Here is a 23,559-nt window from a genome sequence, read left to right as displayed (position 1 = left end):
CGGCGGACCGGAGGGTCCGCCGCACGTCGTCGTTCGGTCCTCAGCCGGCCGTGGCCGGTCCGAGGCAGAGCACCCGGGTGGGGGAGGTACCGCGCAGGTCGACGCGCGGCTGGGTCGGGTCGGTGCACTTGGTCTTGTCGTCCACCTTCGAGACGACCTTGTACGCACCCTGCTCGCCGCAGTCGGCCGCCACCGCGCCGTCACCGGCCTGCTTGACACAGGAACCGACGGCCGGGTTGAAGGCGGGCTCGTCCGAGCCGCCGAGCTTGCCGAGCGCCCAGAGCGCACCGAGCGGCACGACCAGGATGAGCACCGCCGCGGTGAGCACCGCCATCAGTACCCGTCCGTTGCGGACCTTCGGGGTCGGCGGCTCGGCCGGCTTGCTCTCGGTCGCGTCCGGCTTGAAGGCGTCGAACCGGCCCTGGTCGCCCTGGGGCGCGTCGCCCAGGTCCCAGAGTGGACGCTCCGGCTGGTCGCCCGGGGTCGGGAAGGCCGCCGGGAAGCCCCGGGTGGCCTCCGGAGCGCCGTGGCCCGGGTCGTGGCCCATGGCGCCGGGGCTGACCGGTGCCGCCGACCCGCCGTAGCGGTCACCGGAACGGCTCGGCTCGCCGTGCGGCTTCGTGCCGTTGACCGGGCGCTGGTTGGTCACCGGGTCGTTGAACGTGGGCACACCGGACGGGAAGGGGGGCAGTGCCGGCTGGGGAACGGGCGGCGCGGACGCGGCGGCGGCCGGGGCGTCCCCGAAGCCGGGCCGGTCGTGCTGCTGGTCGCGCTCGTCGAACCGGGGACCCGGTCCGGTGTCGAACCGTCCCGGACCGTCGAAGCGGTCACCCGGGCCACCGTCGAAACGATCCCCCGGCCCGCTGTCGAAGCGGTTGCCCATCCCGCCGTCGAAGCGGTCCGCCGGTCCGCCGTCGAAACGCTCGCCGTGACCGGCGTCGAAGCGGTCACCCGGCCCGCTGTCGAAACGCGGGCCGCTGTCGAAGCGGGGGTCGGCACCGCCGTCGAAACGCGGGCCGCCGTCGAACCGGGACTCGGGCTCGCCGTCGAACCGACCACCGGTGTCGCCGTCCGGGCCGAACCGGTGGGGTTCCGGCTGACCGCCGTGATCGGCCTGGTCCGGACCGTCGGCGGGCCGGGCCGGTCGGCCGTAGACCCGGGGCTGCGGGGCCGGCAGGGAGGGCTGTTGCAGGGCCTGGTCGGCCGGGGGCAGCACCCGGCTGGCGACCGGCACGGAGGCGCTGGCCGAGACGCTGCCACCGGCGTCGCCTCCGGTGGACTCGGGTGAGGTACGCGGGTGCGGGATGACCTGCGCACCGGCCTGGGCGGCCTCGGCTCCCCAGGCGTCGCCCGGTTGCGCGTCGTACCCGCTCTCGCGCCCGGCCTGCTCACCGTAGGACGGCTGGTCGGCCGGCGCGGCGAACGGTGCCGGCGGCGCGTAGTCGGTCGGGGGCGACGCGGCCAGGCTGGCGCCGGGAACCCGCGCCTCCTGCGGCGGCAGCGGAACGGCGTTGGCGGGCGAGATGCCCGGCCCCGGTGCCGGCTGGTAGACCGGCGCGTTCTCGGCGCGGGACGGTTCCCAGCCCGCCGGGGCGGGCTCCGCCGGGGCCGGATCGGATCCGGCCTTGCCCCACACCTCGTCGGCCGACCACGGCTCCCCCTCCGGTACGACCGGACGGGCGGGGACGGCGTCGTCACCGGGGCGGACGGCTCCGGCGCCCCAGGCCGGGACGTCGGCGCGGCCCACCGATGCGGTGGCGCGGGCCGGCGGCGCGGGCGGCTCGGCCGGCGGCCAGGCCTCGGTCGGTCGGGGCTGGTCGCCCGGCGTGTCCCAGCCGGACTGCGCCGGCTCCGACTGGTGCGGCACGGACGCGGCGCCCCAGGCGGCCGTCGGCGGTTGCTCGTCGGCGGGGCTCCACGGTGGGGACTGCTGGCCGCCGGGCTGCGGAACGGGGGGCGGGCCCCAGGGAGCCGGCTGCGGATCAGCCGGGGGGCGGACGGATGCCGCGCCCCGGGCCACCGGAGGCTGCTCGCCCGGCTGCGGACCGGGAGCCCGGCCCCAGTCGCCCGGCTGCGGCTGCTCGCCCTGCGTGCCCCACTCGGCCGGCTGCTCGTTCTGCTGGCCCCAGGCCGCCGGCTGCGGCGGGGTGCCCTGCGGGCTCCAGGCGGTCGGCGGCTGGTCGCCGGCCGGCCCCCAGGGCGCGGGCTGTTGTGGACCGCGGGCTGACGGCTGCTCGCCGGGGGGTGCCGGCCACGACTGCTGCGCGGCGCCCGGACCCGGCCAGTTCTGTGCGGGGGACTCGCCCGGCGCGCCCCAGCCGGGCTGCGCCCCACCCTCCTGCGGGGACTCGCCCCGGGGCGGGGCCTGGGGTACGGGGGCCCAGGCGGTGGTCGGCTGCTGCTGCTCGGCCTGGGGGTTCCAGGTGCCCGGCTGGGCTTGCCCAGCGGGGCCACCCCACGGCGGCTGGCCCGGTCCTCCCGGCGGCCCCCACGGGCCGGGCTGGGATTCGCCGGGTGCCTTCCATCCCACGGTCGGCGGCGCCTCACCGGGCGCGCTCCATGCCGGAGCGGGGGGGTTCGGTCGCGCGGCCGGCGGTGGCGGTGCCCAGCCCAGGTCGGGGGCGGCTGTGCCGTACCCGTTCTCCTGCTGCGCTGACCGGTCGCCGTACGGCGCCGATCCACCGGCGCCCGGCGACACCTCGTCCGGCTCCTGGCCGGGGTGGTGCGGGCCCTCGGACGTCATGGCTGCGCCTCCTCCATCACATGTCGGCCGCCGACGCCGCTCGGGTGCCGCCGGCTTGCTCGCCGGCACAGCCGGCTGGCCGGGCCGTGCCGCGCTTCCCCGCACCGTATCCGGTGGCCGCCCGTGGCGCTCTGGGAGCACCGACCGTCACTTTGCGTCGCCGTGCGGTGTCGAGCGGTTTCTATCCGACCGGCACCCTCCGGCAGGGGCGGGAACGACCGTGCCCCACCGTACCGGGCGCTCGTACGAGGGCGGAATCCCGGTGCCGAAGGGTCTGAAAGCCGACGACCCGCCCGGGTTCCGGGCGGGTCGTCGGTCTGGAGGAGAGGAGAAGGCGTCGCCGTCAGCGCAGGGTCATGTGACGCTGGGCGATCGCGATGATCTCGTCGCGGACCGCGGGCGAGTTGGCGGAACGCAGCGCGTGCTCGATGGCACGGGCGCGGCGGTTGGCGTCGCGGCGGCTGCGGATGCGGTCGATCATGCTCATGGGTCTCTCCTCCTGGCTATTCGGTTGTCAGCCCGTCGTGCCTCTATTCAAGCGCAGACCAACGCCAAATTCCAACGATTCAAAGGTGAGCTGAGACACCGGCCGAACAATCGAAGGTTGACGGGGGGTTGAGCCGAGGTTTCCAGTGGTCTCACGGTAACGGCCGGTGTGCCGGGAGTAACCCCCGGCGCACCGGCCGTCGTGGCCGTGGACGTGTCAGGTCCAGGCGAGCAGCGCCGCCTCCGGATCGGTCAGGAAGTCACCGATGTCCCGCAGGAACTTCGACCCGAGCTCGCCGTCGATGATCCGGTGGTCGAAGGAGAGGCCCAGCGTGGTCACCTGACGCGGCTTGACCTTGCCCTTGTGCACCCAGGGCAGGTCGCGGACCGCGCCGAACGCCAGGATGGCCGACTCGCCCGGGGGCAGGATCGGCGTACCGGTGTCCACTCCGAACACCCCGACGTTGGTGATGGTCAGCGTGCCGCCGGACATGTCGGCCGGAGAGGTCTTCCCCGCCTTCGCCGTCTGCACCAGGGCGGTCATCGCGTCGGCCAGCTCCCGCAGCGAGAGCCGCCCCGCGTCCTTGATGTTCGGCACGATCAGGCCGCGCTCGGTGGCCGCCGCGATGCCCAGGTTGACGTACTCCTTGACGACGATCTCGTCGCCGGCCCAGGTCGAGTTGACCATCGGGTGCCGCTGGACCGCCAGCAGCACCGCCTTGGCGACCAGCAGCAGCGGCGAGACGCGGACGTCCCGCCACTCCCGCCGGGCGCGAAGCCGGTCCAACGCCCTCATCGCCCGGGTGACGTCCACGGTCAGGAACTCCGTGACGTGCGGGGCGGTGAACGCCGAGGCGGACATGTTCTCGGCGGTGAGCTTGCGCACTCCCTTGACCGGGATGCGCCGTTCGCGGTCCGCGCCGAAAGCCGCCGCCGTGGTCGTCGCCGGGGCGGCCTGCGCGCCCGACGCCGCCGGGACGGCCCCGTCCGCCGCCCGCTGGACGTCCTCCCGGGTGATCGAGCCGAGCGGTCCGGACCCGGTCACCGTGGTGAGGTCGACCCCGAGGTCCCGGGCGAGCTTGCGTACCGGCGGCTTGGCCAGCACTGGCGCACCGGCCGACCCGTGCCCGTTGGGCGCTGGGGCCGGGTGGGGCACGGCCGGGGCGGTACGGGCGACCGGCACCGCCGGCGCGACGGCCACCGGCTGCACCGGCACCGACGGGGTGGCCTGGGCCGGCACCTGGGTGGTCGCCTTACGGGGGCGGCGCTTGGCGGCCGTGCTGCGCGGCCCGTAGCCGACCAGCACCGCGGTCCGGCCGCCCGGCGCGGGACCACCGATCAGGCCGGGCTCGACCGCTCCCTCGCTCGGTGCCACGTCCACCGCGGCCAACGCGGCGGCCGACGGGGTGGGGGTCGGCTCCTCCACCGGCCCGGCCCCCGGGTCGGTGTCGATCGCGATGATCGGCGTGCCGACCTCGACCGTCGAACCCTCCGGATGGAAGATCGACCGCACCTGCCCGGCCCACTTTGCCGGGATCTCCACCGCCGCCTTGGCCGTCTCGACCTCGACGATCGGCTGGTTCAGCTCGATGGTGTCCCCGACCTTGACCAGCCAGGCCAGGATCTCGCCCTCGGTCAGCCCCTCGCCCAGGTCGGGCAGGTTGAACTCCTTGATTCGCGACATGCCGCTCACCAGCCGAAGGTGCGGTCGACGCCGTCGAGCACCCGGTCGAGATCCGGCAGGAACTCCTCCTCGACCCGGGACGCCGGGTAGGGGATGTCGTAGCCGGTCACCCGCAGCACCGGGGACTCCAGGGAGTAGAAGCACTCCTCGGTGACCCGGGCCGCGATCTCCGAGCCCAGGCCCAGGTTGCCCGGGGCCTCGTGCACCACCACGCAGCGGCCGGTGCGGCGTACCGAGTCGTACACCGGGGTCAGGTCCAGCGGGGAGAGCGTGCGCAGGTCGATGACCTCCAGCTCGCGGCCGTCCTCGGCGGCGGCGGTCGCCGCGTCCAGGCAGGTCCGCACCATCGGGCCGTACGCCAGCACGGTGGCGTCCGTGCCGGGCCGCACCACCCGGGCCGCGTGCAGCGGGTACGCCTCCGACAGCGGGGCGTCCAGCTCCACCGGGCCCTTCTCCCAGTAGCGCCGCTTCGGCTCCAGGAAGACGACCGGGTCGTCCGAGGCGATGGCCTGCTGGATCATCACGTACGCGTCCTGCGGGGTGGCGCAGGAGACCACCTTCAGCCCGGCGGTGTGCGCGAAGTACGCCTCCGGCGACTCGGAGTGGTGCTCCACCGCGCCGATGCCCCCGCCGAACGGGATGCGGATCACCATCGGGATGTTCAGCTTGCCGCGCGAGCGGTAGTGCATCTTCGCCACCTGCGACACGATCTGGTCGTAGGCGGGGTAGACGAAGCCGTCGAACTGGATCTCGCAGACCGGCCGGTAGCCCCGGATGGCCAGGCCGACCGCGGTGCCGATGATGCCGGACTCGGCCAGCGGGGTGTCGATCACCCGCTGGTCACCGAAGTCCTTCTGGAGCCCGTCGGTGATCCGGAAGACGCCGCCGAGCTTGCCGACGTCCTCGCCCATGATGACGACCTTGGAGTCCTGCTCCAGGGCCCGGCGCAGGCCGGTGTTGAGGGCCTTGCCGATGGAGAGCGTCTCCGTGGCCATCAGTGGGCACCTCCCTCGAACGACGCCTGGTACTTCGTGAACTGGGCCCGCTGCTCGTCCAGCTCGGGAGACCCGTTGGGGTAAACGTGGTCGAACATCGTCACCGGTTCCGGGTCCGGCATGGCCAGCACCCGTTCCCGCAGGTGTACCGCCTCGCGGCGGGCCTGCTCGTCGACCTCGGCGAAGAAGTCGGCGTCGACGATCTTCTGCTTCTCCAGGAACGCCTTCATCCGGGCGATCGGGTCCTTGGCCTGCCAGGCCTCGACCTCGCTGGCGATCCGGTACCGGGTCGGGTCGTCGGAGGTGGTGTGGGCACCCATCCGGTAGGTGTACGCCTCGATCAGGCTCGGGCCCTGTCCGCTCCGGGCGTTGTCCAGCGCGTGCCGGGTCACCGCGTACGAGGCGAGCACGTCGTTGCCGTCCACCCGGATGCCGGGGAAGCCGAAGCCGCCGGCCCGGCGGTAGAGCGGGACGCGGGTCTGCCGCTCCAGCGGCTCGGAGATCGCGTACTGGTTGTTCTGGCAGAAGAAGACCAGTGGCGCGTTGAACACGCTGGCCCAGACGAACGCCTCGTTGACGTCGCCCTGGCTGGTCGCCCCGTCACCGAAGTAGGCGATCACCGCCTCGCCGTCGTCGCCGCCGGTCCGGCCGTCCATCGCGACGCCCATCGCGTACCCGGTCGCGTGCAGGGTCTGCGCCCCGATCACGATCGTGTACATGTTGAACTTGAACTCGTTCGGGTCCCAACCGCCCTGGTCGACACCGCGGAAGAGGCCGAGCGGCATGATCGGGTCGATGCCCCGGCAGTAGAGGACGCCGTGTTCCCGGTAGGTGGGGAAGGCCATGTCCTGCGGGCGCAGCGCCCGTCCGGAGCCGACCTGGGCCGCCTCCTGGCCGAGCAGGCTGGCCCAGAGGCCCAGCTCGCCCTGCCGCTGCAACGCGGTCGCCTCGGCGTCCAGCTTCCGTACCAGCACCAGGTCCCGGTAGAGGCCGCGGTACTCCTCGTCGGAGAAGTCGACGCGGTACTCGACACCGTCCGGTCCGATGACGCTCTCGATCCGCTCACCCTCGGGGGTGAGCAACTGCACCAGCTCCGGGTCGGCGCCCTTCGCCGCGGCCCGCTTGGATCTGGGTGCCGCCCGTCTGCTGCGGGTGGTGGCCCCGGGGTCGCCCTTTGCCATCCGTCTCTCCCTGTCGTGTCTGCGCCGGCACCGGGGATTGCCCGACCGCGCAACTCGTGCGCCCGCCCGGCAGGTGCCGAGGGGTCTCCTGGCAGCCGCTCCTGGCCCCTTTGTGGGGGTTGCCGCGCGGCGTGAGCCGGATTCTGGCCGAACCCGGTTCGGGAGCGACGGCAGCCGGCCGAGCCTCCGCGGGTGTGCGGGGGCCACGGCTGCGTCGCCGTCGTGGGTCCATATTCGCAGAGAGAGGTGAGCGGGCCCACACTACGCCCGCTCTGATCGACGACGGCCTGTCCGCGCACCGGCTCCGGGGAGGCTGCGGCGGGTCGGCCGGCCGGGAATCGGACAACAGGTGTGTCGACACGCTGTGCAGGGTGGCGGACGGAGGGTGACTGGTCCAGGCTGATTCGGGGGAGAAATGGCCGCCGGGGAGCGGCTCGTCCCGTTCCACCTCGCGACCGACCAGGAGGGGGGGCCACGGTGTCCGAGAACGACGGTCCCGGTCCTCCGCTGTCCGGACGGCATCGCGGCGTCGGGTCCACCGGCTACCGGCGGGTCATCGGTGTGCACCGCGCCCCGGGCCACCCCGGCCCGGCACGGGGCTACCTGTTCACCGTCGCCCTGCTCGCCGGCACCGCCTCGATGCCGATCGTCGCCGCGATCAGTGCCGGTTCGGCCACCGTGGGAGGCACCACGCCACCGAACGCCGGTACCCCGTTCCTTCCCACCCCCTCCCTGGGGCCGGTGGTGGTCGGGCCGCCCGGTCCGGCGTCCCCGACCGTCGTACCCGTCCCGAGCCGCTCGGCGGGCCGCGTTCCGTCCGCCGTACCGGTCGGGAGTGGGTCACCTTCCGTGTCCGAGCGCCCGGACGTACCGCCGGACCGGCCGACCCCGTCGAAGCCCGCGCCGACCCGGCCGACGGTGGCCCCCACGCCGCCGACGCCGGCCCCGACCGAGTCCCCGGATCCGGGCCAGGAGCCCCCGCCGACCCCGGAACCCACCCCGACGCCGAGCAGCACGTGCGCCGAGCCGGCCGGTTCGACCTGCTCGCCCGATCCGGTCGAGCCGACGCCGTCCCCCGTTCCCGCACCGTCGTCCGCTCCGGGCGGTACGGTGACGCTCGGCGACCACCGAGGTGGCCCGGCGTCCGCCGTCCGCTGACGCGCGTCGCCGTCCACCGCGACCTGCCGGCCGGTGTCCTGGTGGCCCCGGCGTCGACCGCACGCCGATCGTCGACCGCACGACCGGCCGACGAGGTGCCTGCCGGGCCGCCCTCGCCCCGGAACGTGAGGACAGATCCTGAGTACGCCAGACGACCGGCCGGTGACCGCGGACGGTGCCGCACGACCCGGCACGGGCGGGTGGCTGGCGCGGATCGTCACCGAGGCCACCGCCCCGGCGGTGCTGGTCACCGTCCTGCTGGTCGCGGTCGGCTGGCACAGCGCCCGCAGCGGTCTGGGCGGCCTGGGCTGGGGGCTGCTCGCCACCCTCTTCGCCAGTGGCGTGCCGATCGCCTACATCCTCGGCGGGGTACGCCGGGGCCGGCTGACCGACCACCACGTCCGGCTCCGCGAGCAGCGCCGGATCCCGCTGCTGGTCGGCCTCGCGTCCAGCGCCGGCGGGCTCGCCCTGCTCGCCGCCCTCGGCGCACCCCGACCGGTGCTCGCCCTGGTGGCCGCCGGAGTGGTCGGGCTGGTGGTGGCGGTGTCGGTGAGCCACTGGTGGAAGATGTCGATCCACTCGGCGGTGGCCGGGGGAGCGCTGGTCGTCCTGGCGTCGACCTTCGGGCCGGGGCTGCTGGCCGGCGCGCCCCTGCTCGGTCTGGTGGGCTGGTCGCGGGTACGCCTGGGCGACCACACGGTCGGCCAGGTGGTCGCCGGTGCCGCCCTCGGTGCCCTCGTCGCGGTCACCGTCTTCACGCCCCTGCACTGACCTGCTCGGCGCGCCGAGGCGCGAGGTCGGGCCGACGGGCCAGGGCTAGGTGGACGGGCGGAGCATCGGCGGGTGCAGCAGGGTCGCGGGGCCGCGCCGGAAGAGCTGGGCCGGACGGCCCCGCTCACCCTCGGTGCTCCGTCCCACCGACTCGACGAACCCCGGGGTGCCGGTGACCTTGCGATGGAAGTTGCGCGGATCGAGTGCGGTGTCCCAGACCGTCTCGTAGACCGCGCGCACCTGGGCGACGGTGAACTCGGCCGGGCAGAAGGCCGTCGCCAGTGGCGTGTACTCCAGCTTGGCCCGGGCCCGTTCCAGCCCGTCGGCCAGGATCCGGCCGTGGTCGAAGGCGAGCCGCGCCCGGTCGATCCGGTTGACCGGCAGCCAGTCGGCGGCGGCTGCGTCGGAACCGGCCACCGGGGTCGGCAGGTCCGGCAGGAGGGCGAGCCAGGCGACGGTCACCACCCGGCCGCGCGGGTCCCGGGTGGGGTGACCGTACGTGCCGAGCTGCTCCAGGTGCCCGGCCGGCTCGGGCAGGCCGGTCTCCTCGGTCAGCTCGCGGGCCGCCGCGTCGAACAGGTCCTCGTGGATGCCCACGAACCCGCCCGGTAACGCCCAGCAGCCCTCGTACGGCGGAACCCCCCGACGGACCAGCAGCACGTGCAGCTCGTCGGCGCGCACGGTCAGCACCACCAGGTCGGCGGTCACCGCGAACGGAGGGTAGTCGGCCATGTATTTATCACCACCTTGACGATAAAGTACCAGAAGCTTTATCGTCGTGGAGACGAAAAAGGGGAGGACGGCATGGCTGACGTCTCGCGGCGGCTCTTCCTGCGACACCTGCGCGGCACTCCGACGAGCTGGGTCCGGCACTCCACCGGTGGCCGGGTCCGGCGGGAGGGCACCGGCCTGTCCTTCTGGTACCGGCCACTGCACGCCGTGCTCAGTGAGGTCCCGGTCGACGACCGGGAGCTGCCCCTGCTCTTCCACGCCCGGACCGGGGACTTCGCCGACGTCACCGTGCAGGCCACGGTGACCTACCGGGTGGCCGACCCGGCGCTGGCCGCCACCCGCCTCGACTTCTCCATCGACCCCCGTACCGGCGCGGCGCGGGCGCGACCGCTGGACCAGGTCGCCACGCTCCTCGCCGAACTGGCCCAGCAACCCGCCCTCGACCTGCTCGCCCGGGTGCCGTTGGCCGAGGCGCTCACCACCATCGCCGGAGTCCGGGAGGCGGTCTCGGCTGCCCTCGGCGCCGAACCCCGACTCGTCGACGTCGGGGTCACCGTGGTCAGTGCCCGGGTGGTCGCCATCCGCCCCGAACCCGAGCTGGAACGGGCACTCCAGACCCCCACCCGCGAGGCGGTGCAGGTCGAGGCCGACCGGGCCACGTACGCCCGCCGGGCCCAGGCTGTCGAGCAGGAACGCTCGATCGCGGAGAACGAACTCCAGAACAAGATCGAGCTGGCCCGCCGGGAACAGCAGCTCGTGGAGCAGCACGGCGCGAACAACCGCCGCCGCGCGGAACTGGACGCCGCCGCCGACCTCGCCGCCGCCCAGGGCAAGGCGGAACGCGAGAAGGTCGCCAACGCGACCGCCGCCGACCGCGCCCGGGTGCTCTCCACCGCCGAGGCCGAGAAGGAGCGCGTCCTCGCCGCCGCGAAGGCCGACGGGGTCCGCGCGCTCGGCCGGGCCGAGGCCGAGGCGGAGGCGGCCCGGCTGGCCGCGTACGCCCAGCTCCCGGTCGAGGTGCTGCACGCCCTCGCGGTGCGCGAGCTGGCCGGGAAGCTGCCGCAGATCGGTCAGCTCACCGTCACCCCGGACCTGCTCACCGACCTGCTGACCCGGCTCGGCGGGACCGACCGGTGAGCGCCACCCTGGCCCCCCGGGTCGTCGTGGTGAGCCGTCGCAGCGAGTTGGACGGCCTGCTCACCCGGCACGGCACCCATGCCGCGGCGGCCTGGTACCTGAAGGCCCGGGGCGGTGACCTGGCCGAGGTCATCCACCGGCACGAACTGCTCCACACCGCGCTGACCACGGTCGGTGCGGCCGTTCCGGCCGACTGGCGGCGTGGCTCGGTCGACCGGGACGACCTGCCCCGCTTCCTCTTCGCCCCGGAGGACGTCGTGGTCGCGGTCGGCCCGGACGGGCTGGTCGCCAACGTCGCCAAGTACCTCGACCGGCAACCGGTCGTCGGGGTCGACCCCGATCCCGGCCGCAACGCCGGTGTCCTGGTCCGCTCCGCCCCCGCCCAGGTGGCCGACCTGCTCCGGGCGGTCGTCGCCGGGCGGGCCGCCACCGAACGGCGGACCATGGTGCGCGCCCTTCTCGACGACGGACAGGAACTGGTCGGTCTCAACGAGGTGTACGTCGGACACGTCTCCCACCAGTCCGCCCGTTACCTGCTCGCCGAGACCGCCGACGGGCGGACCCGCCGGGAGCGGCAGTCCTCCTCCGGGCTGGTGGCGGGCAGCGGCACCGGAGCGACCGGCTGGTGCGCGTCGATCGCCCGGGACCGTCCGGACCCGCCCCGGCTGCCCACCCCGGACGAGTCGGCGCTCTGCTGGTTCGTCCGGGAGGCCTGGCCGTCCCCGGCCACCGGAGCCAGCCTCACCGCCGGTCGGCTGGGCGCGGACGACACCCTGGAACTGACCACCGAGTCCGAGGGCATGGTCGCCTTCGCCGACGGCCTGGAGGCGGACCGGCTCACCCTGGCCTGGGGCCAGCGGATCACCCTCTCCGTCGCCGCCCGCCACCTGACCCTGGTCACCGGGGCCCGGTAGTCCCGCCCGGTGGCGGCGGCGGGGCGGTCGGTCGGTGGCCGGGGACCCGGCGCGGCAGGAAGCGACAGAGGGGTCCCGGGTGGCGCCCCGGAGCGGGAGTCAGTCGTCGGTGAGGTGGTGGCGGTTGGCCTCGATCCAGGCGTCCAGGGCCTCCGGATCGTCGGGGTCGACACCGTCGGCCATCAGCTGGGCGACCGCCGCCGTGGCGGGACTGCGTCGCTCACCGGTGCTGTAGAGCCGGGCGAACTCCGGGACCATCTCCTCGATCGCGGTGTCCGTCTGGCTGGCCGCCGGCTCGGGCAGGCCGCGTCGCCGGGCGGCGTACCCGGCCCAGCCGCGCAGCACTCGCGGGAGCAGGGCGGCGTCGTCCATGTCCAGCACGGCGCGCCGGTGCACCCAGTCGAGCAGGAACAGCTCGGCCACCATCGGGCTCCACCGCAGCGGGTCGGCGTCCGGGAAGCTGGCCGCGTGGTCCAGCAGCAGGCTCAGGCAGAAGTGCAGGGACGCCAGCTCGGGGCCGTCCATGGCGTCCAGACCGAACCGGGCGGCCTCCGGCGAGGCGAGGAACTGGCGTACCAGCTCGGTGCGCTCCGCCGGGGTGAGCGGTTCCGGGTCGACCGGGGCCCGGACCGGGCGGGGCAGCAGCGCCAGCCGGGCTCCGGCGATCGTCCGGTCGGTGGCGAGGGACCCCTCGCCGGGCAGGTCGCCGAGGTCGTCGGTGACCGCCAGGTGGCGGGACACCTCGCTGTGCAGCCGGGCCGGGTCCTCCGTCCGGAACCAGGTCAGCTCGTCGGTGGCGCACATCTGCCGGACCTGCTCCAGGATCCGCTCGGCCGGTCCGCCGACGAAGATGTCCTTGGTGATGCCGATGTTGTGGTCGACCAGGGCGACCATGGCGTGCTCCGGCCCGCCGGCCGTCTCGTCGTACGCGAAGGTGGCGAGGTAGGAGGTCTGGTCGCCGTACACGTCGCCGTAGGCCCAGCAGCCGGTGAGGTGCACCCGACCGAGCTGGTCGGACCAGGCCGGGGCCTGCGCGCCGGGCTTGACCCGGTCGGCGCCCTCGGCGTCCGGCACGAGCCGGGCGAAGACCTGCCGGATGGTGGTGGCCGAGGCGGTCCGGCGGCGGGACGTGGCGGCGAGGAAACCGCTGACGAACTCCCGTACGGCGGTGCTGCGGTCGGACTCCGCGACCGAGTAGACGCTGCCGAGCAGCGCCGTGCCGAGCATCTCGGCGTCGAGGGCACAGTCGAGCCGGCTCACGTCGCGGGCTGCGTGCAGTACCGCGTCGTAGGGGGTGTGAGTCGTGGCCATGGATCGACCCTACGCCGCCGAAACCCCGGCGGGAGGAAGGCCGGGATCACTTCTTTCCGGCCGCCACCCGCAGTGCGTCCCGGGCGTCGGCGTACGAGCTGAGCACCGCGCGTACCGGGGTCAGCACGTGCTCCTCGCCGACCTCCGCCACGGCGGCGGTGAGCCGTCGCTCCGCGCGGAGCCGGGTGCGCCGGGCCGCCCAGCGGACGACCGGCCGGGTCACCGCCGCGACCAGCAGTCCGACGAGCAGCCCGCCGAGAAGCAGCAGCGACGGCAGGGGCACCTCGCCGACCATCGGCTCGTCCGGATCGGGCAGCCCGAGAGCGCGCAACGCGTACCCGAGCACCAGCCAGGCCAGTCCGGCGACGGCGGTGAGGGTCACCAGCCACTGGAGCGCGCCGACCAGCCGCCACCACAGGGGCCGTTCCGGCACGCCGAGGTCGGTGCCGGCGACCGCCCGGTCCAGTGCGTCCGGTACGTCGCCGAGGCGGGACCGCGCCGCACCGGTGACCGCCGCCGGCCAGGGCCCCGGCAGGTCTCCTCCGGCCCGCTCGGCCACCGCCCGGACGGCCAGCCCCAGCGCCGAACGCTGGGCGGCGGTCGGATCGGGTACGGAGGTCGCGGCGACCGGCTGCTCCGTCGGCTCGTCGGTCGTGCCACCCGTGCCGGGCAGGTGCAGTCGGCGCAGCGGGTCCGGTCGCAGGCGACGCCAGCCGCGCACCACTGGCCAGCCGGTGACACCCGCCGCCCGGTGCCGGTACGCCCCCTCGACCGCCGCGGTCACCGCCGGCACCCCGGCCGTCCCGGCGAGCGCACTGGTCAGGGCACGGGTGCCGGTGGCGTCCGGCCCGGTACCGGCTGCCTCCGGGCCGACCAGGTCGCCGAGGCGCTCCACGACGGTGTCGACGTCGCCGGCCAGCCGGCGCAGGGACGCCTGCCGCTCGGCGACCGTCGACTCCAGGCTGGCCCGCAGCTCGGTGGTGCCGGAGCGGTCCACGGCGGTGGTGGCGAGCAGCGGCACCCCGGGCAGGCCGTCGGCGTCGAGCAGCCGGCGCAGGTCGTCGAGGACCCGGGGCAGCTCGGCCGGGGCCAACCGGTCGGCCTGGTTGAGCACGACCAGGGTGACGTCCCGGTGCCGGTGGAACTCGCGCAGGTACCCGGTGTGCACCAGCCGGTCGGCGTACTTCTGCGGATCGACCACCCAGACGACCAGGTCGACCAGGCCGAGCAGCCGGTCCACCTCCAGCCGGTGGGCTTGCTGGACCGAGTCGAAGTCGGGCAGGTCGAGCAGGACCAGGCCGTGCAGGGCGGACTCGTCGTCGCCGTCCAGGGCGCTCTCCCGGATGAACCGGTGCCGGGGCAGCACGCCGATCCAGTCGAGCAGGCGGTTCGCGCCGTCCAGCGGTCCCCAGACGCAGGCGTGCGCCACGCCGGTGGTGGGCCGGCGGACCCCGACCGGGGAGAGGTCCAACCGGGCGAGCGCGTTGAACAGGCTGGACTTGCCGCTGCCGGTCGCCCCGGCCAGGGCCACCACGGTGTGGTCGCGGGAGAGGGCGAGTCGGGTGCCGGCCCGTTCGACGAGGGTGTGCGCCGGGACGAGCCGCTCGTCGGGGAGGTGGCCGTCGACCGCGGCGAGGAACCGGCGGACCGCGTCGAGACGCGTGATCAACTCGTCCGGGTCGACCCGCCGCCCGCCCCGGAGCGCCTCCCGCATCCGGCCGACCATCCCGGTCACCGGGTCACGTCCAGGTCGCCGCGCTCCCGGGCGTCGGCCACCCGCGCGGCGGCGGCCCGCAGCGTCGCGGCGGTGTCCGCCTCGGGCCGGGCGCTCGCGGTACGGGCGAGGAAGCGGGCGGCCTCCTCGTCGAGCAGTGCGTCGACCCGTTCCAGCAGGTCGCTCCGGGCACGGCGGGCGAGGTTGCGGACCGCCTGGTCACCGAAGATCGCCTGGAGCACGGCCTGCGCGGCGACCGTGGTGCCCGCACCGGTGGCCACCTCCAGTCCGGTCGGCACGAAGGCGGTCGAGGCGAACACGGCGATCATCACCGCGAGGCCGGTGGCGTTGACCGCGTACGCCGCCGTCCGGGCGACGAAGCGCTTGTCCCCGCCCTCGGTGCGGACCAGCTCCAGCACGCCCCGCTGCCAGTCGCGGACCAGCCGCTCGGCGCGGTCCGGCAGGTCGGCGGAGGGATGCACCAGCTCCGGTTCGAGCAGCGCCGTGCCGGCCGGGTGGGCCCGCCACCCGGTGTACGCGCTCTCGGCCGCCTCGGCGGCCACCCCGCGCAGCAGGGTGACCAGTTGGGACTCGATGGCGTCGCGCAGCTCGCTGGCGGGGGCCGGTCGTCCGGTGACCGTCGCGACGATCCGGTCGCGGAGCCGACCGATCCGCGCCTCCAGGGTGCGGAAGAACTCCCCGGTGCCGACGAACTCCTGCCAGCGGGCCAGCACCTCACCCCGGAGCAGCCGACCGTCGGAGAGGCCCTGCTCGACGGTGCGCCGGGCACCCCGGTACGCGGCCCGGACCCGGTCGTCGAGCGCGTCGGCGGCGGTGACCTGCTCGTCGGCGGCCTCGGCGAGAGTTCCGGTGATCGGTCCGAGGGCGGCGAGCGCGCCGTCGAGGGTCTGCCGGACCACGGCGGCACGGGCCTCGGCGTCGGCGGCGAGCCGGGCGAACCACTCAGCCAGCGGGGCGGTCACCTGAGCGGGCAGCAGCCCCTGGCCGTCGACCTGCGTCTCGGGCAGGACGAAGAGCGGCGCCGCGCCGAGGTCGTGGGTGGCGAGCATCTCGGCGAGGTGCGCGGAGACCTCCTCGACGGCCTCCGGGGGCACCCGGTCCAGGACGAGGGCGATGGCCGCCCCCCGGGCCCGGGCGTTGTGCAGCAGCTCCCAGGGGACCGCGTCGGCGTACCGGGCGGCGGTGGTGACGAAGAGCCAGAGGTCGGCGGCGGCGAGGAGCTGCCCGGCCAACGCCCGGTTGGCGTCGACCACCGAGTCGATGTCCGGCGCGTCCAGGAAGGCCAGGCCGGGCGGGAGCGCGGGCGCGGTGACCAGTTGCAGCGCGCGCGGGTCCTCGCTGGGCTCGCCGGTCCGGGTCAGGCCGGGCAGCAGCTCACCCTGACGGAACCAGACCGAGTCGGCCGGGTTGCAGACCAGCACCGGCGACCGGGTGGTGGGCCGGAGCACCCCGGCGGCGCTGACCCGGGCCCGGACCAGGCTGTTGACCAGGGTCGACTTGCCCGCGCCGGTGGATCCGCCGACCACGACCAGCAGCGGGGCGTCGAGCCGGGCGAGCCGGGGCAGCAGGTAGTCGTCGAGTTGGTCGGCGAGGGCGGCGGCGTTGCGCCGGGCCGGTTCGGCGGTGGGCAGGTTGAGCGGGAACCGGGCGGCCACGGTCGCGGCGCGCAGGCCGGCGAGGGCGGCCGGCAGGGCGCTCCCGGTTGTGCCGGGCGGGTCCTCCGCGGCGGTGTCCGGGCCGGTGCGGGCGGCGACGGCGGGCGCGCCGGGTTGGGTCACGGGTTCCCCGGGCGTCGTCACCGCTAAAGCGTGCCCGACCGGTGCAAGGGAAGACAACAGCGGGTCCCCGGGTTAAGGGTTGCGTCGGGGCGGCTCAACCCCGACTTGACGATCGCGGCGGGCGTGGCACTATTGAGTCAAGTCCACTCAACTTGCGGTGGGTGCTCTCCGGGCGGTGCCCGTCACCTGCTCAACGTTACGAAGCGAGGAAGCGAAGATGGCACGTGCGGTCGGTATCGACCTCGGCACGACGAACTCCTGCGTCAGCGTTCTCGAGGGCGGTGAGCCCACCGTCATCGCCAACGCTGAGGGCTCGCGTACGACCCCGTCGATCGTCGCGTTCGCCCGCAACGGCGAGGTGCTCGTCGGCGAGGTCGCCAAGCGTCAGGCGGTGACCAACCCGGACCGGACGATCCGGTCGGTCAAGCGGGAGATCGGCACCAACTGGACCGTCGACATCGACGGCAAGAAGTACACCCCGCAGGAGATCTCGGCCCGGACGCTGATGAAGCTGAAGCGGGACGCCGAGGCGTACCTGGGCGAGCAGATCACCGACGCGGTGATCACCGTCCCGGCGTACTTCAACGACGGCCAGCGTCAGTCCACCAAGGAGGCCGGCGAGATCGCCGGCTTCAACGTGCTGCGGATCGTGAACGAGCCGACCGCCGCCGCCCTGGCGTACGGGCTGGACAAGGGCTCCAAGGAGCAGACCGTCCTGGTCTTCGACCTCGGTGGTGGCACCTTCGACGTCTCCCTGCTGGAGCTGGCCGAGGGCGTCGTCGAGGTCAAGTCCACCAGCGGTGACAACCAGCTCGGTGGCGACGACTGGGACCAGCGGATCATCGACCACCTGGTGAAGACCTTCCGGGGCGAGCACGGCATTGACCTGGGCCAGGACAAGATGGCCCTCCAGCGGCTCCGCGAGGCCGCCGAGAAGGCGAAGATCGAACTCTCCGCCGCCACCAACACCAACATCAACCTGCCGTACATCACCGCCGGGGCGGCCGGCCCGCTGCACCTGGACGTGACGCTCAGCCGCGCCGAGTTCCAGCGGATGACGCAGGACCTGCTGGACCGCTGCAAGGGCCCGTTCGAGCAGGCCGTCAAGGACGCCGGGATCAAGGTCTCCGACGTCGAACACGTGATCCTGGTCGGCGGCTCGACCCGGATGCCGGCCGTGACCGACCTGGTCAAGCAGCTCACCGGCAAGGAGCCCAACAAGGGCGTCAACCCGGACGAGGTCGTCGCCGTCGGTGCCGCACTCCAGGCCGGTGTGCTCAAGGGCGAGGTCAAGGACGTCCTGCTGCTCGACGTGACCCCGCTGAGCCTGGGCATCGAGACCAAGGGCGGCATCTTCACCAAGCTGATCGAGCGGAACACCACCATCCCGACCAAGCGGTCCGAGGTGTTCACCACCGCCGACGACAACCAGCCGTCCGTGCTGATCCAGGTCTTCCAGGGCGAGCGGGACATCGCGGCCTACAACAAGAAGCTCGGCACCTTCGAGCTGACCGGGCTCCCGCCGGCCCCGCGCGGCGTGCCGCAGATCGAGGTCACCTTCGACATCGACGCCAACGGCATCGTGAACGTGCACGCCAAGGACCTGGGCACCGGCAAGGAACAGAAGATGACCATCACCGGCGGCTCGTCGCTGCCGAAGGACGACATCGAGCGGATGCGCCGGGACGCCGAGGAGCACGCGGAGGAGGACAAGCGCCGCCGCGAGGACGCCGAGGCCCGCAACCTGGCCGAGGCGCTCCAGTGGCAGACCGAGAAGTTCCTCGCCGAGAGCGGCGACAAGCTGCCCGGCGAGAGCCGCGACCAGATCAACGAGGCGCTCGGCGAGCTGCGTGGCGCGCTCGGTGGTCAGGACATCGAGAAGATCAAGTCGGCCCACGAGCGGCTCGCGCAGGTCTCCCAGCAGGCCGGTTCGCTGCTGTACGCGCAGCAGCAGGGTGAGCAGGGCGAGCAGCCGGGCGCGGCCGGGGCAGCCGGTGGCGCGCCGGGCGGTGCCCAGGCCGGTGCCGACGACGTGGTCGACGCCGAGATCGTCGACGAGGACGGGAAGAAGTGACATCCCACCTCGTCACGAACCCACGGCAGAGGGATTGAGGTAGCCGCATGACGGACAAGCCACGAGCCGTCGACCCGGAGGAGACCCCCGGTTCGGTGCCGGGTGACTCCGGGACGCCGGCCGACCCGGGCGGGGACGGACCCGACTCCTCGGCGGGCCTGGTCGAGGAGGCCGAGGTGGTGGTCGACGAGGTCGAGTCGACCCTCGACGAGACCGCCTCGGACGGCGCACCGGTGGTGGACTCCCCGGCGCCGCCCGCCGACGGCGGTCCGGCCGTCCCGCTCGGGGCCGAGCTGGCGGCGCTCCGGGCGGAGCTGGAGGAACGCACCCGGGACGTGCAACGGGTCTCGGCCGAGTACGCCAACTACCGCAAGCGGGTGGAGCGGGACCGGGCCCTGGTGGGCGAGCAGGCGACCGGCGCGGTGCTCACCGCGCTGCTGCCGATCCTCGACGACCTCGACCGGGCGCGTGAGCACGGCGATCTGGTGGGGCCCTTCGGCACGGTGGCCGAGCAGCTGACCACCGCGCTGGGCAAGTTCGGGCTCACCGTCTTCGGTGAGCAGGGCGACCCGTTCGACCCGACCCGGCACGAGGCGGTCGCGCACCAGACCTCGGCCGAGGTCAGCGAGCCGACCTGCGTCCAGGTGATGCGCCGGGGTTACCAGCTCGGCGAGCGCCTGCTGCGGCCCGCGATGGTCGCGGTCGCCGATCCGGAGTAGTACGAGACCGTGACCGGGTCCTCCCGGCCGCCCGCACCGGGTGGCCGGGAGGACCGGTACACGTCGGGTGGAAGGGGGTGGATCGGTGAGTTCCAAGGACTGGCTGGAGAAGGACTTCTACGCCGTGCTCGGCGTGGACAAGTCCGCCTCCTCGGACGACATCAAGAAGACGTACCGGAAACTGGCCCGGGAGTCCCACCCGGACCACAACCCGGACGACCCCGGGGCGGAGGAACGGTTCAAGGCCGCCTCCGAGGCGTACAACGTGCTCTCCGACGACAAGCGACGCCGGGAGTACGACGAGATGCGGGCGCTCTTCGGCTCGGGCGCGTTCCGGCGCAACGCCCGGGGCGCGGGCGGCGGCGGGGCACCGTTCGACGTGTCCGACCTGTTCGGCGGCGCGGGTGGTGGTGACCGCCGGTTCGGCGGCGCCAACTTGTCCGACCTGTTCGGTTCGGTGTTCCCCGGCGGCGGCGGGGCCGGCCCCGCGCGACCGCGTGGCCCGGCCCGGGGACGGGACGTCGAGGCCGAGGTCGCGCTGGACTTCGACGACGCGGTCCGCGGGGTGACCCTCCCGCTGACCCTGCGCGCGCCGGGGGTCTGCGACACCTGCCACGGGGACGGGGCCAAGCCCGGTACCCGGCCGGTGCCCTGTTCCCACTGCAACGGCTCGGGCATGGTGAACCGCAACCAGGGGTCGTTCAGCTTCGCCGAGCCGTGCCGCGCCTGCCAGGGCGTCGGCTCGATCGTCGAGGAGAAGTGCCCCGAGTGCCGGGGCACCGGCGGGGTCACCAAGACCCGTACGCTGAATGTCCGTTTTCCTGCCGGGGTGGCCGACGGGCAGAAGATCAGGCTGGCCGGCCGGGGCGAGCCGGGTGAGCGCGGCGGTCCGGCGGGCGACCTCTTCGTACACGTGAAGGTGCGTCCCGACGACCTGTTCGGGCGGACCGGGGACGACCTGACCCTGACCGTGCCGATCACCTTCGCGGAGGCGGCGCTCGGCACCGACCTGCGGGTGCCCACGCTGGACGGCGCGGTGACCCTGCGGGTGCCGCCGGGCACGCCCGGCGGACGGGTCCTGCGGGCCCGGGGCAAGGGCGTGGTCCGCCGCGACGGGCAGGCCGGTGACCTGCTGGTCACCCTGGACGTGGTGGTACCGGCCCGGCTCTCCGACGAGGCCCGGACGGCGTTGGAGACGTTCGCCGCGCACACCCCGCCGGCGGCCCGGGAACATCTCGACGCGCGGGTGCGTCGCTTCAGTTAGCAGTGCGTCGGTCCGGTTGGCACGGTGAGGTACACGCGGAGGTGAGCGGGATGGCGGACGGGTTCGTCGGCTCGGGTGACCCTGCCTACGACGCCAAGGTACTGATGATCTCGGTCGCGGCACGGATGGCGGGCATGCACCCCCAGACGCTGCGGCAGTACGACCGGCTCGGGTTGGTGCAGGCGGGCCGGGCGGCCGGTGGCGGTCGCCGGTACAGCGTCCGGGACGTGGTGCTGCTGCGCGAGGTGCAGCGGCTCAGCCAGGACGACGGGGTCAACCTGGCCGGCATCAAGCGGATCATCGGCCTGGAACAGCTCCTGGAGCAGGCCCAGGCGCGGCTCGCCGAGCTGGAGACGGAGCTGGACGCCGCGTACCGGCGGGTCGCCGAGCTGGAGGCGATGGCCCGGTTCCCCGGCCGGGAGATCGTTCCCACCACCCGCACCTCCACCGCGCTGGTGGTCTGGCGACCCCGCCGCTCCACCGACCGCTGACCCCGGACGACCCGGCCCGGCCCGCCCGGCACTCCCGCCGCGGACCGGGCCGGCCGCGTTCCGGGGAACCGCCGTCTCGGCCGGCTGCACCCGACTAGCCTCTGAACCAGGTTCGGTCCGCACCAGCCGGGCCCACCGTCGCGGTTGAGCAGGTCCACGGACGGGTGACGGCGAGGGGGGAGGCGCATGGCGGAGCCGGCGCGGAAGGTGGCACAGCAGGCGGAGGAACGCCTGGACCGGGTCGCCGACACGGTGCGGGAGAAGTTCGACGCGATCACCGGGGGGCGGTTCGCCGGCAGGGCCGGCCCGGTCGTCGAGCGCCGGCACCCCGCCGAGGACGGAGCGACCGCAGACCGGTCGGCACCGCCGCCGGAGCCGCGTGGGAAGGGCCGGAGGTCCGACAGACCCACCTGAGCCACGGGCCGGGATCCACGGGGGGTCCCGGCCCGTTCCCGTCCAGGGTCGGACCGGGTTCCGGGCCGGTGGTCCGGGCTGCGGCGGATCCGCCGCGTGGCCGACTCAGCCGATCCCGGTGGTCCGGGCCGTGGCCGATCCGCCGCGTGGGTCGGCTCAGCCGATCCGGCGGTTCTCCCGGACCAGGCCGCCCTCGCACCAGTCGTGGTAGTCGAAGAGGTCGGGCCGTTCCATCAGCATCCGGGCGTTGTAGGCCCAGATGCGGACCAGTTGGTCACCGGTCAGCTCGGCCTGCTCGACCAGCTTGCGCAGGCGGCGCTTCGGGTGGGCACGGAACTGGGTGCGGATGCCGTCGGCGGCGTAGATGTAGAGGCAGTGCAGGGCGAACCGCCGGGCCGGGCAGGCCGGGTCCATGGCCAGCTCGAACAGGGTCGGGACCAGGTGGTCACCGGCGACGAGCAGGTCCCAGTCCGGTGGCATCGAGGTCAGCGGCACCGAGTCCGGTTGGTACGCCCACGTCCGTAGCTCCGCCGGGGACGGGTCGACGGGGTTGGCGAAGCCGGGGAACGTCGACTCGGGCACGTACCGGCAGCCTTCCGCTCGTGCCCGCGGGGCGTACCGGGTGTCCGCGGGAACCTGGTGTGCTGGGGCGACACGGTAGCGCGGCCCGGCGCGGCGACGGAAGACCTCGGCGGGCCGGATCTGGCGAGGAGTCGGCAGGCCGATCCCCCTCCGGGGAATCGACCCGCCGACGTCGACTCAGTCCGTGGCCGGGACCGGTTCCACCGGTCGGGCTGCGGCCCGACGCCGCAGCCACTGTTTGAACCAGGCGAAGTCCGGCAGGCGGGCCAGCATCGGGCCGGTCACCACGGTGATCAGCACGTACGCGGTGGCGAGTGCGGCCAGCCCCGATGGAACCTCGCCGCTGGCCACGGCCAGCCCGGCGATGACGATGGAGAACTCCCCCCGGGGCACCAGCGCGAGTCCCGCTCGCCACCGACCGGGTTCGGCGATGCCGGCCCGGCGGGCGGCCAGGTAACCGGTGATCGTCTTCGTGCCCATGGTGACCACGGCCAGGGCGAGCGCCGGCAGCAGGACGGGCGGGATGTCCCGGGGGTCGGTGACCAGGCCGAAGAAGACGAAGAAGACCGCGGCGAAGAGGTCCCGCAGCGGGGTGAGCAGCTCGGTCGCGTGGTGCGCCACCGGGCCGGAGAGCGCGATACCGACCAGGAACGCGCCGACCGCGGCGGACACCTGGAGCTTCGCCGCGATGCCGGCGACCAGCAGGGTCATCCCGAGCACCCCGAGCAGCAGCGCCTCCGGGTCCCTGGCGGACATCGCGGTGGAGATGAGGTGGCCGTACCGGATCGCCACGACCAGCACCAGCAGCACCGTACCGACGGCGACGGCCAGGGCGATCCCGCCGCCCAACAACCCGACGCCGGCCAGCAGCGCGGTGACCAGCGGCAGGTAGAGCGCCATGGCCAGGTCCTCGATGACCAGCACCGAGAGGACCACCGGTGTCTCCCGGTTACCGACCCGGCCCAGGTCGGCGAGGACCTTGGCGATCACCCCGGACGAGGAGACCCAGGTGATGCCGGCGAGCACCACCGCGGCGATCCAGTCCCAGCCGAGCAGCAGCGCGAAGGCCGCGCCGGGCAGGGCGTTGAGGACGGCGTCGATCAGGCCCGCCGGGGCGGCCGAACGCAGGTTGCCGACCAGCTCGTTCGCCGAGTACTCCAGGCCCAGCATGACCAGCAGGAGGATGACGCCGATCTCCGCACCGACGGCGAAGAACTCCTCGCTGGCGTGCATGTCCAGGATGCCGCCGTGTCCGACGGCGAGCCCGGCGAGCAGGTAGAGCGGGATGGGAGAGAGGCCGATGCGGCGGCTGAGCCGGCCGAGGAGGCCGAGCAGGAACAGCAGCGCCCCGACCTCGATGAGCAGTGTCGTGGAGTCGTGCATCCGCGCC

20 protein-coding genes are annotated in these 23,559 nt (G+C 74.2%); 8 read left to right on the top strand and 12 right to left on the bottom strand.

From position 1 onward, the window contains the following. Nucleotides 1-40: 40 nt before the first annotated feature. The 6 genes from AB0F58_RS05040 to AB0F58_RS05015 all read right to left on the bottom strand — a co-directional run bounded on the left by AB0F58_RS05040 (nt 41) and on the right by AB0F58_RS05015 (nt 8,264). Nucleotides 41-2,743 carry a hypothetical protein gene (locus tag AB0F58_RS05040; protein ID WP_357138033.1) on the bottom strand — a complete coding sequence of 901 codons (2,703 nt, stop codon included), beginning with the start codon at nt 2,741-2,743 and terminating at the stop codon, nt 41-43. 343 nt (nt 2,744-3,086) lie between these two features. Next, on the bottom strand, nt 3,087-3,230 hold the full coding sequence (locus AB0F58_RS05035; RefSeq protein ID WP_357138030.1) for a hypothetical protein: 144 nt from the start codon (nt 3,228-3,230) through the stop codon (nt 3,087-3,089). A 216-nt stretch (nt 3,231-3,446) separates the two neighbouring features. Beyond that, the gene (locus AB0F58_RS05030; RefSeq protein ID WP_357138720.1) at nt 3,447-4,913 is read right to left on the bottom strand and encodes a dihydrolipoamide acetyltransferase family protein; all 1,467 of its coding nucleotides are present in this window, start codon (nt 4,911-4,913) and stop codon (nt 3,447-3,449) included. Nucleotides 4,914-4,918: 5 nt separating this feature from the next. Continuing rightward, nucleotides 4,919-5,908, bottom strand: coding sequence for an alpha-ketoacid dehydrogenase subunit beta (locus AB0F58_RS05025; RefSeq protein ID WP_357138027.1), 990 nt, complete (start codon nt 5,906-5,908; stop codon nt 4,919-4,921). Continuing rightward, entirely contained in the window at nt 5,908-7,089 is a 1,182-nt protein-coding gene (gene pdhA / locus AB0F58_RS05020) for a pyruvate dehydrogenase (acetyl-transferring) E1 component subunit alpha (RefSeq protein ID WP_357138025.1), read from the bottom strand. Before pdhA ends, AB0F58_RS05025 begins: the two co-directional genes overlap by 1 nt. Nucleotides 7,090-7,688: 599 nt before the next feature. Next, entirely contained in the window at nt 7,689-8,264 is a 576-nt protein-coding gene (locus tag AB0F58_RS05015; protein ID WP_357138023.1) for a hypothetical protein, read from the bottom strand. A 145-nt stretch (nt 8,265-8,409) separates the two neighbouring features. On the opposite strand from AB0F58_RS05015, the gene AB0F58_RS05010 reads away from it, so the two are divergent. Then, nucleotides 8,410-9,018, top strand: a complete 609-nt coding sequence (locus AB0F58_RS05010; RefSeq protein ID WP_357138020.1) for a phosphatase PAP2 family protein — start codon at nt 8,410-8,412, stop codon at nt 9,016-9,018. Nucleotides 9,019-9,063: 45 nt separating this feature from the next. Here AB0F58_RS05010 and AB0F58_RS05005 read toward each other — a convergent pair whose 3' ends face one another. Then, nucleotides 9,064-9,750, bottom strand: coding sequence for an NUDIX domain-containing protein (locus AB0F58_RS05005; protein WP_357138017.1), 687 nt, complete (start codon nt 9,748-9,750; stop codon nt 9,064-9,066). Nucleotides 9,751-9,822: 72 nt separating this feature from the next. On the opposite strand from AB0F58_RS05005, the gene AB0F58_RS05000 reads away from it, so the two are divergent. Together AB0F58_RS05000 and AB0F58_RS04995 are read left to right on the top strand one after the other, a co-directional pair. Continuing rightward, nucleotides 9,823-10,887, top strand: coding sequence for an SPFH domain-containing protein (locus AB0F58_RS05000; protein ID WP_357138015.1), 1,065 nt, complete (start codon nt 9,823-9,825; stop codon nt 10,885-10,887). Beyond that, a complete protein-coding gene (locus AB0F58_RS04995; RefSeq protein WP_357138012.1) occupies nt 10,884-11,801 on the top strand; it encodes a hypothetical protein in 918 nt (305 codons plus the stop codon). Before AB0F58_RS05000 ends, AB0F58_RS04995 begins: the two co-directional genes overlap by 4 nt. Before the next feature lie 99 nt (nt 11,802-11,900). Here AB0F58_RS04995 and AB0F58_RS04990 read toward each other — a convergent pair whose 3' ends face one another. Genes AB0F58_RS04990 through AB0F58_RS04980 form a run of 3 tightly spaced genes read right to left on the bottom strand, consistent with a single transcriptional unit; the run spans nt 11,901 to nt 16,646 of the window. Further along, nucleotides 11,901-13,112 (bottom strand): hypothetical protein, encoded by a 1,212-nt coding sequence (locus tag AB0F58_RS04990; RefSeq protein ID WP_357138008.1) that lies wholly within the window; start codon nt 13,110-13,112, stop codon nt 11,901-11,903. 46 nt (nt 13,113-13,158) lie between these two features. Continuing rightward, the gene (locus AB0F58_RS04985) at nt 13,159-14,838 is read right to left on the bottom strand and encodes a GTPase (RefSeq protein WP_357138717.1); all 1,680 of its coding nucleotides are present in this window, start codon (nt 14,836-14,838) and stop codon (nt 13,159-13,161) included. A 5-nt stretch (nt 14,839-14,843) separates the two neighbouring features. Next, the gene (locus tag AB0F58_RS04980; RefSeq protein WP_357138005.1) at nt 14,844-16,646 is read right to left on the bottom strand and encodes a GTPase domain-containing protein; all 1,803 of its coding nucleotides are present in this window, start codon (nt 16,644-16,646) and stop codon (nt 14,844-14,846) included. Nucleotides 16,647-16,842: 196 nt separating this feature from the next. Between AB0F58_RS04980 and dnaK the strand changes: the two genes are divergently transcribed. The 5 genes from dnaK (at nt 16,843) to AB0F58_RS04955 (ending at nt 21,587) form a co-directional block, all read left to right on the top strand. Then, a complete protein-coding gene (gene dnaK / locus AB0F58_RS04975) occupies nt 16,843-18,699 on the top strand; it encodes a molecular chaperone DnaK (protein WP_357138002.1) in 1,857 nt (618 codons plus the stop codon). A 47-nt stretch (nt 18,700-18,746) separates the two neighbouring features. Further along, complete coding sequence (grpE, locus tag AB0F58_RS04970) at nt 18,747-19,418, top strand: nucleotide exchange factor GrpE (protein ID WP_357137999.1); 672 nt, start codon at nt 18,747-18,749, stop codon at nt 19,416-19,418. 85 nt (nt 19,419-19,503) lie between these two features. Next, complete coding sequence (gene dnaJ / locus AB0F58_RS04965; protein ID WP_357137996.1) at nt 19,504-20,682, top strand: molecular chaperone DnaJ; 1,179 nt, start codon at nt 19,504-19,506, stop codon at nt 20,680-20,682. 50 nt (nt 20,683-20,732) lie between these two features. Next, nucleotides 20,733-21,173 carry a MerR family transcriptional regulator gene (locus AB0F58_RS04960; RefSeq protein WP_357137993.1) on the top strand — a complete coding sequence of 147 codons (441 nt, stop codon included), beginning with the start codon at nt 20,733-20,735 and terminating at the stop codon, nt 21,171-21,173. A gap of 186 nt (nt 21,174-21,359) precedes the next feature. Beyond that, the gene (locus tag AB0F58_RS04955; protein ID WP_357137991.1) at nt 21,360-21,587 is read left to right on the top strand and encodes a hypothetical protein; all 228 of its coding nucleotides are present in this window, start codon (nt 21,360-21,362) and stop codon (nt 21,585-21,587) included. A gap of 156 nt (nt 21,588-21,743) precedes the next feature. Here AB0F58_RS04955 and AB0F58_RS04950 read toward each other — a convergent pair whose 3' ends face one another. Both AB0F58_RS04950 and AB0F58_RS04945 read right to left on the bottom strand, forming a co-directional pair. Then, nucleotides 21,744-22,169, bottom strand: coding sequence for a hypothetical protein (locus AB0F58_RS04950; RefSeq protein WP_357137988.1), 426 nt, complete (start codon nt 22,167-22,169; stop codon nt 21,744-21,746). A 177-nt stretch (nt 22,170-22,346) separates the two neighbouring features. Continuing rightward, complete coding sequence (locus AB0F58_RS04945) at nt 22,347-23,552, bottom strand: cation:proton antiporter (RefSeq protein WP_357137986.1); 1,206 nt, start codon at nt 23,550-23,552, stop codon at nt 22,347-22,349. Nucleotides 23,553-23,559 lie beyond the last annotated feature (7 nt).

It is taken from the genome of Micromonospora sp. NPDC023956 (assembly GCF_040639195.1).
GTDB lineage: Bacteria > Actinomycetota > Actinomycetes > Mycobacteriales > Micromonosporaceae > Micromonospora.
The sequence above is the reverse complement of the archived record's forward strand: the minus strand, read 5'-3'. Positions and strand labels throughout refer to the sequence as shown.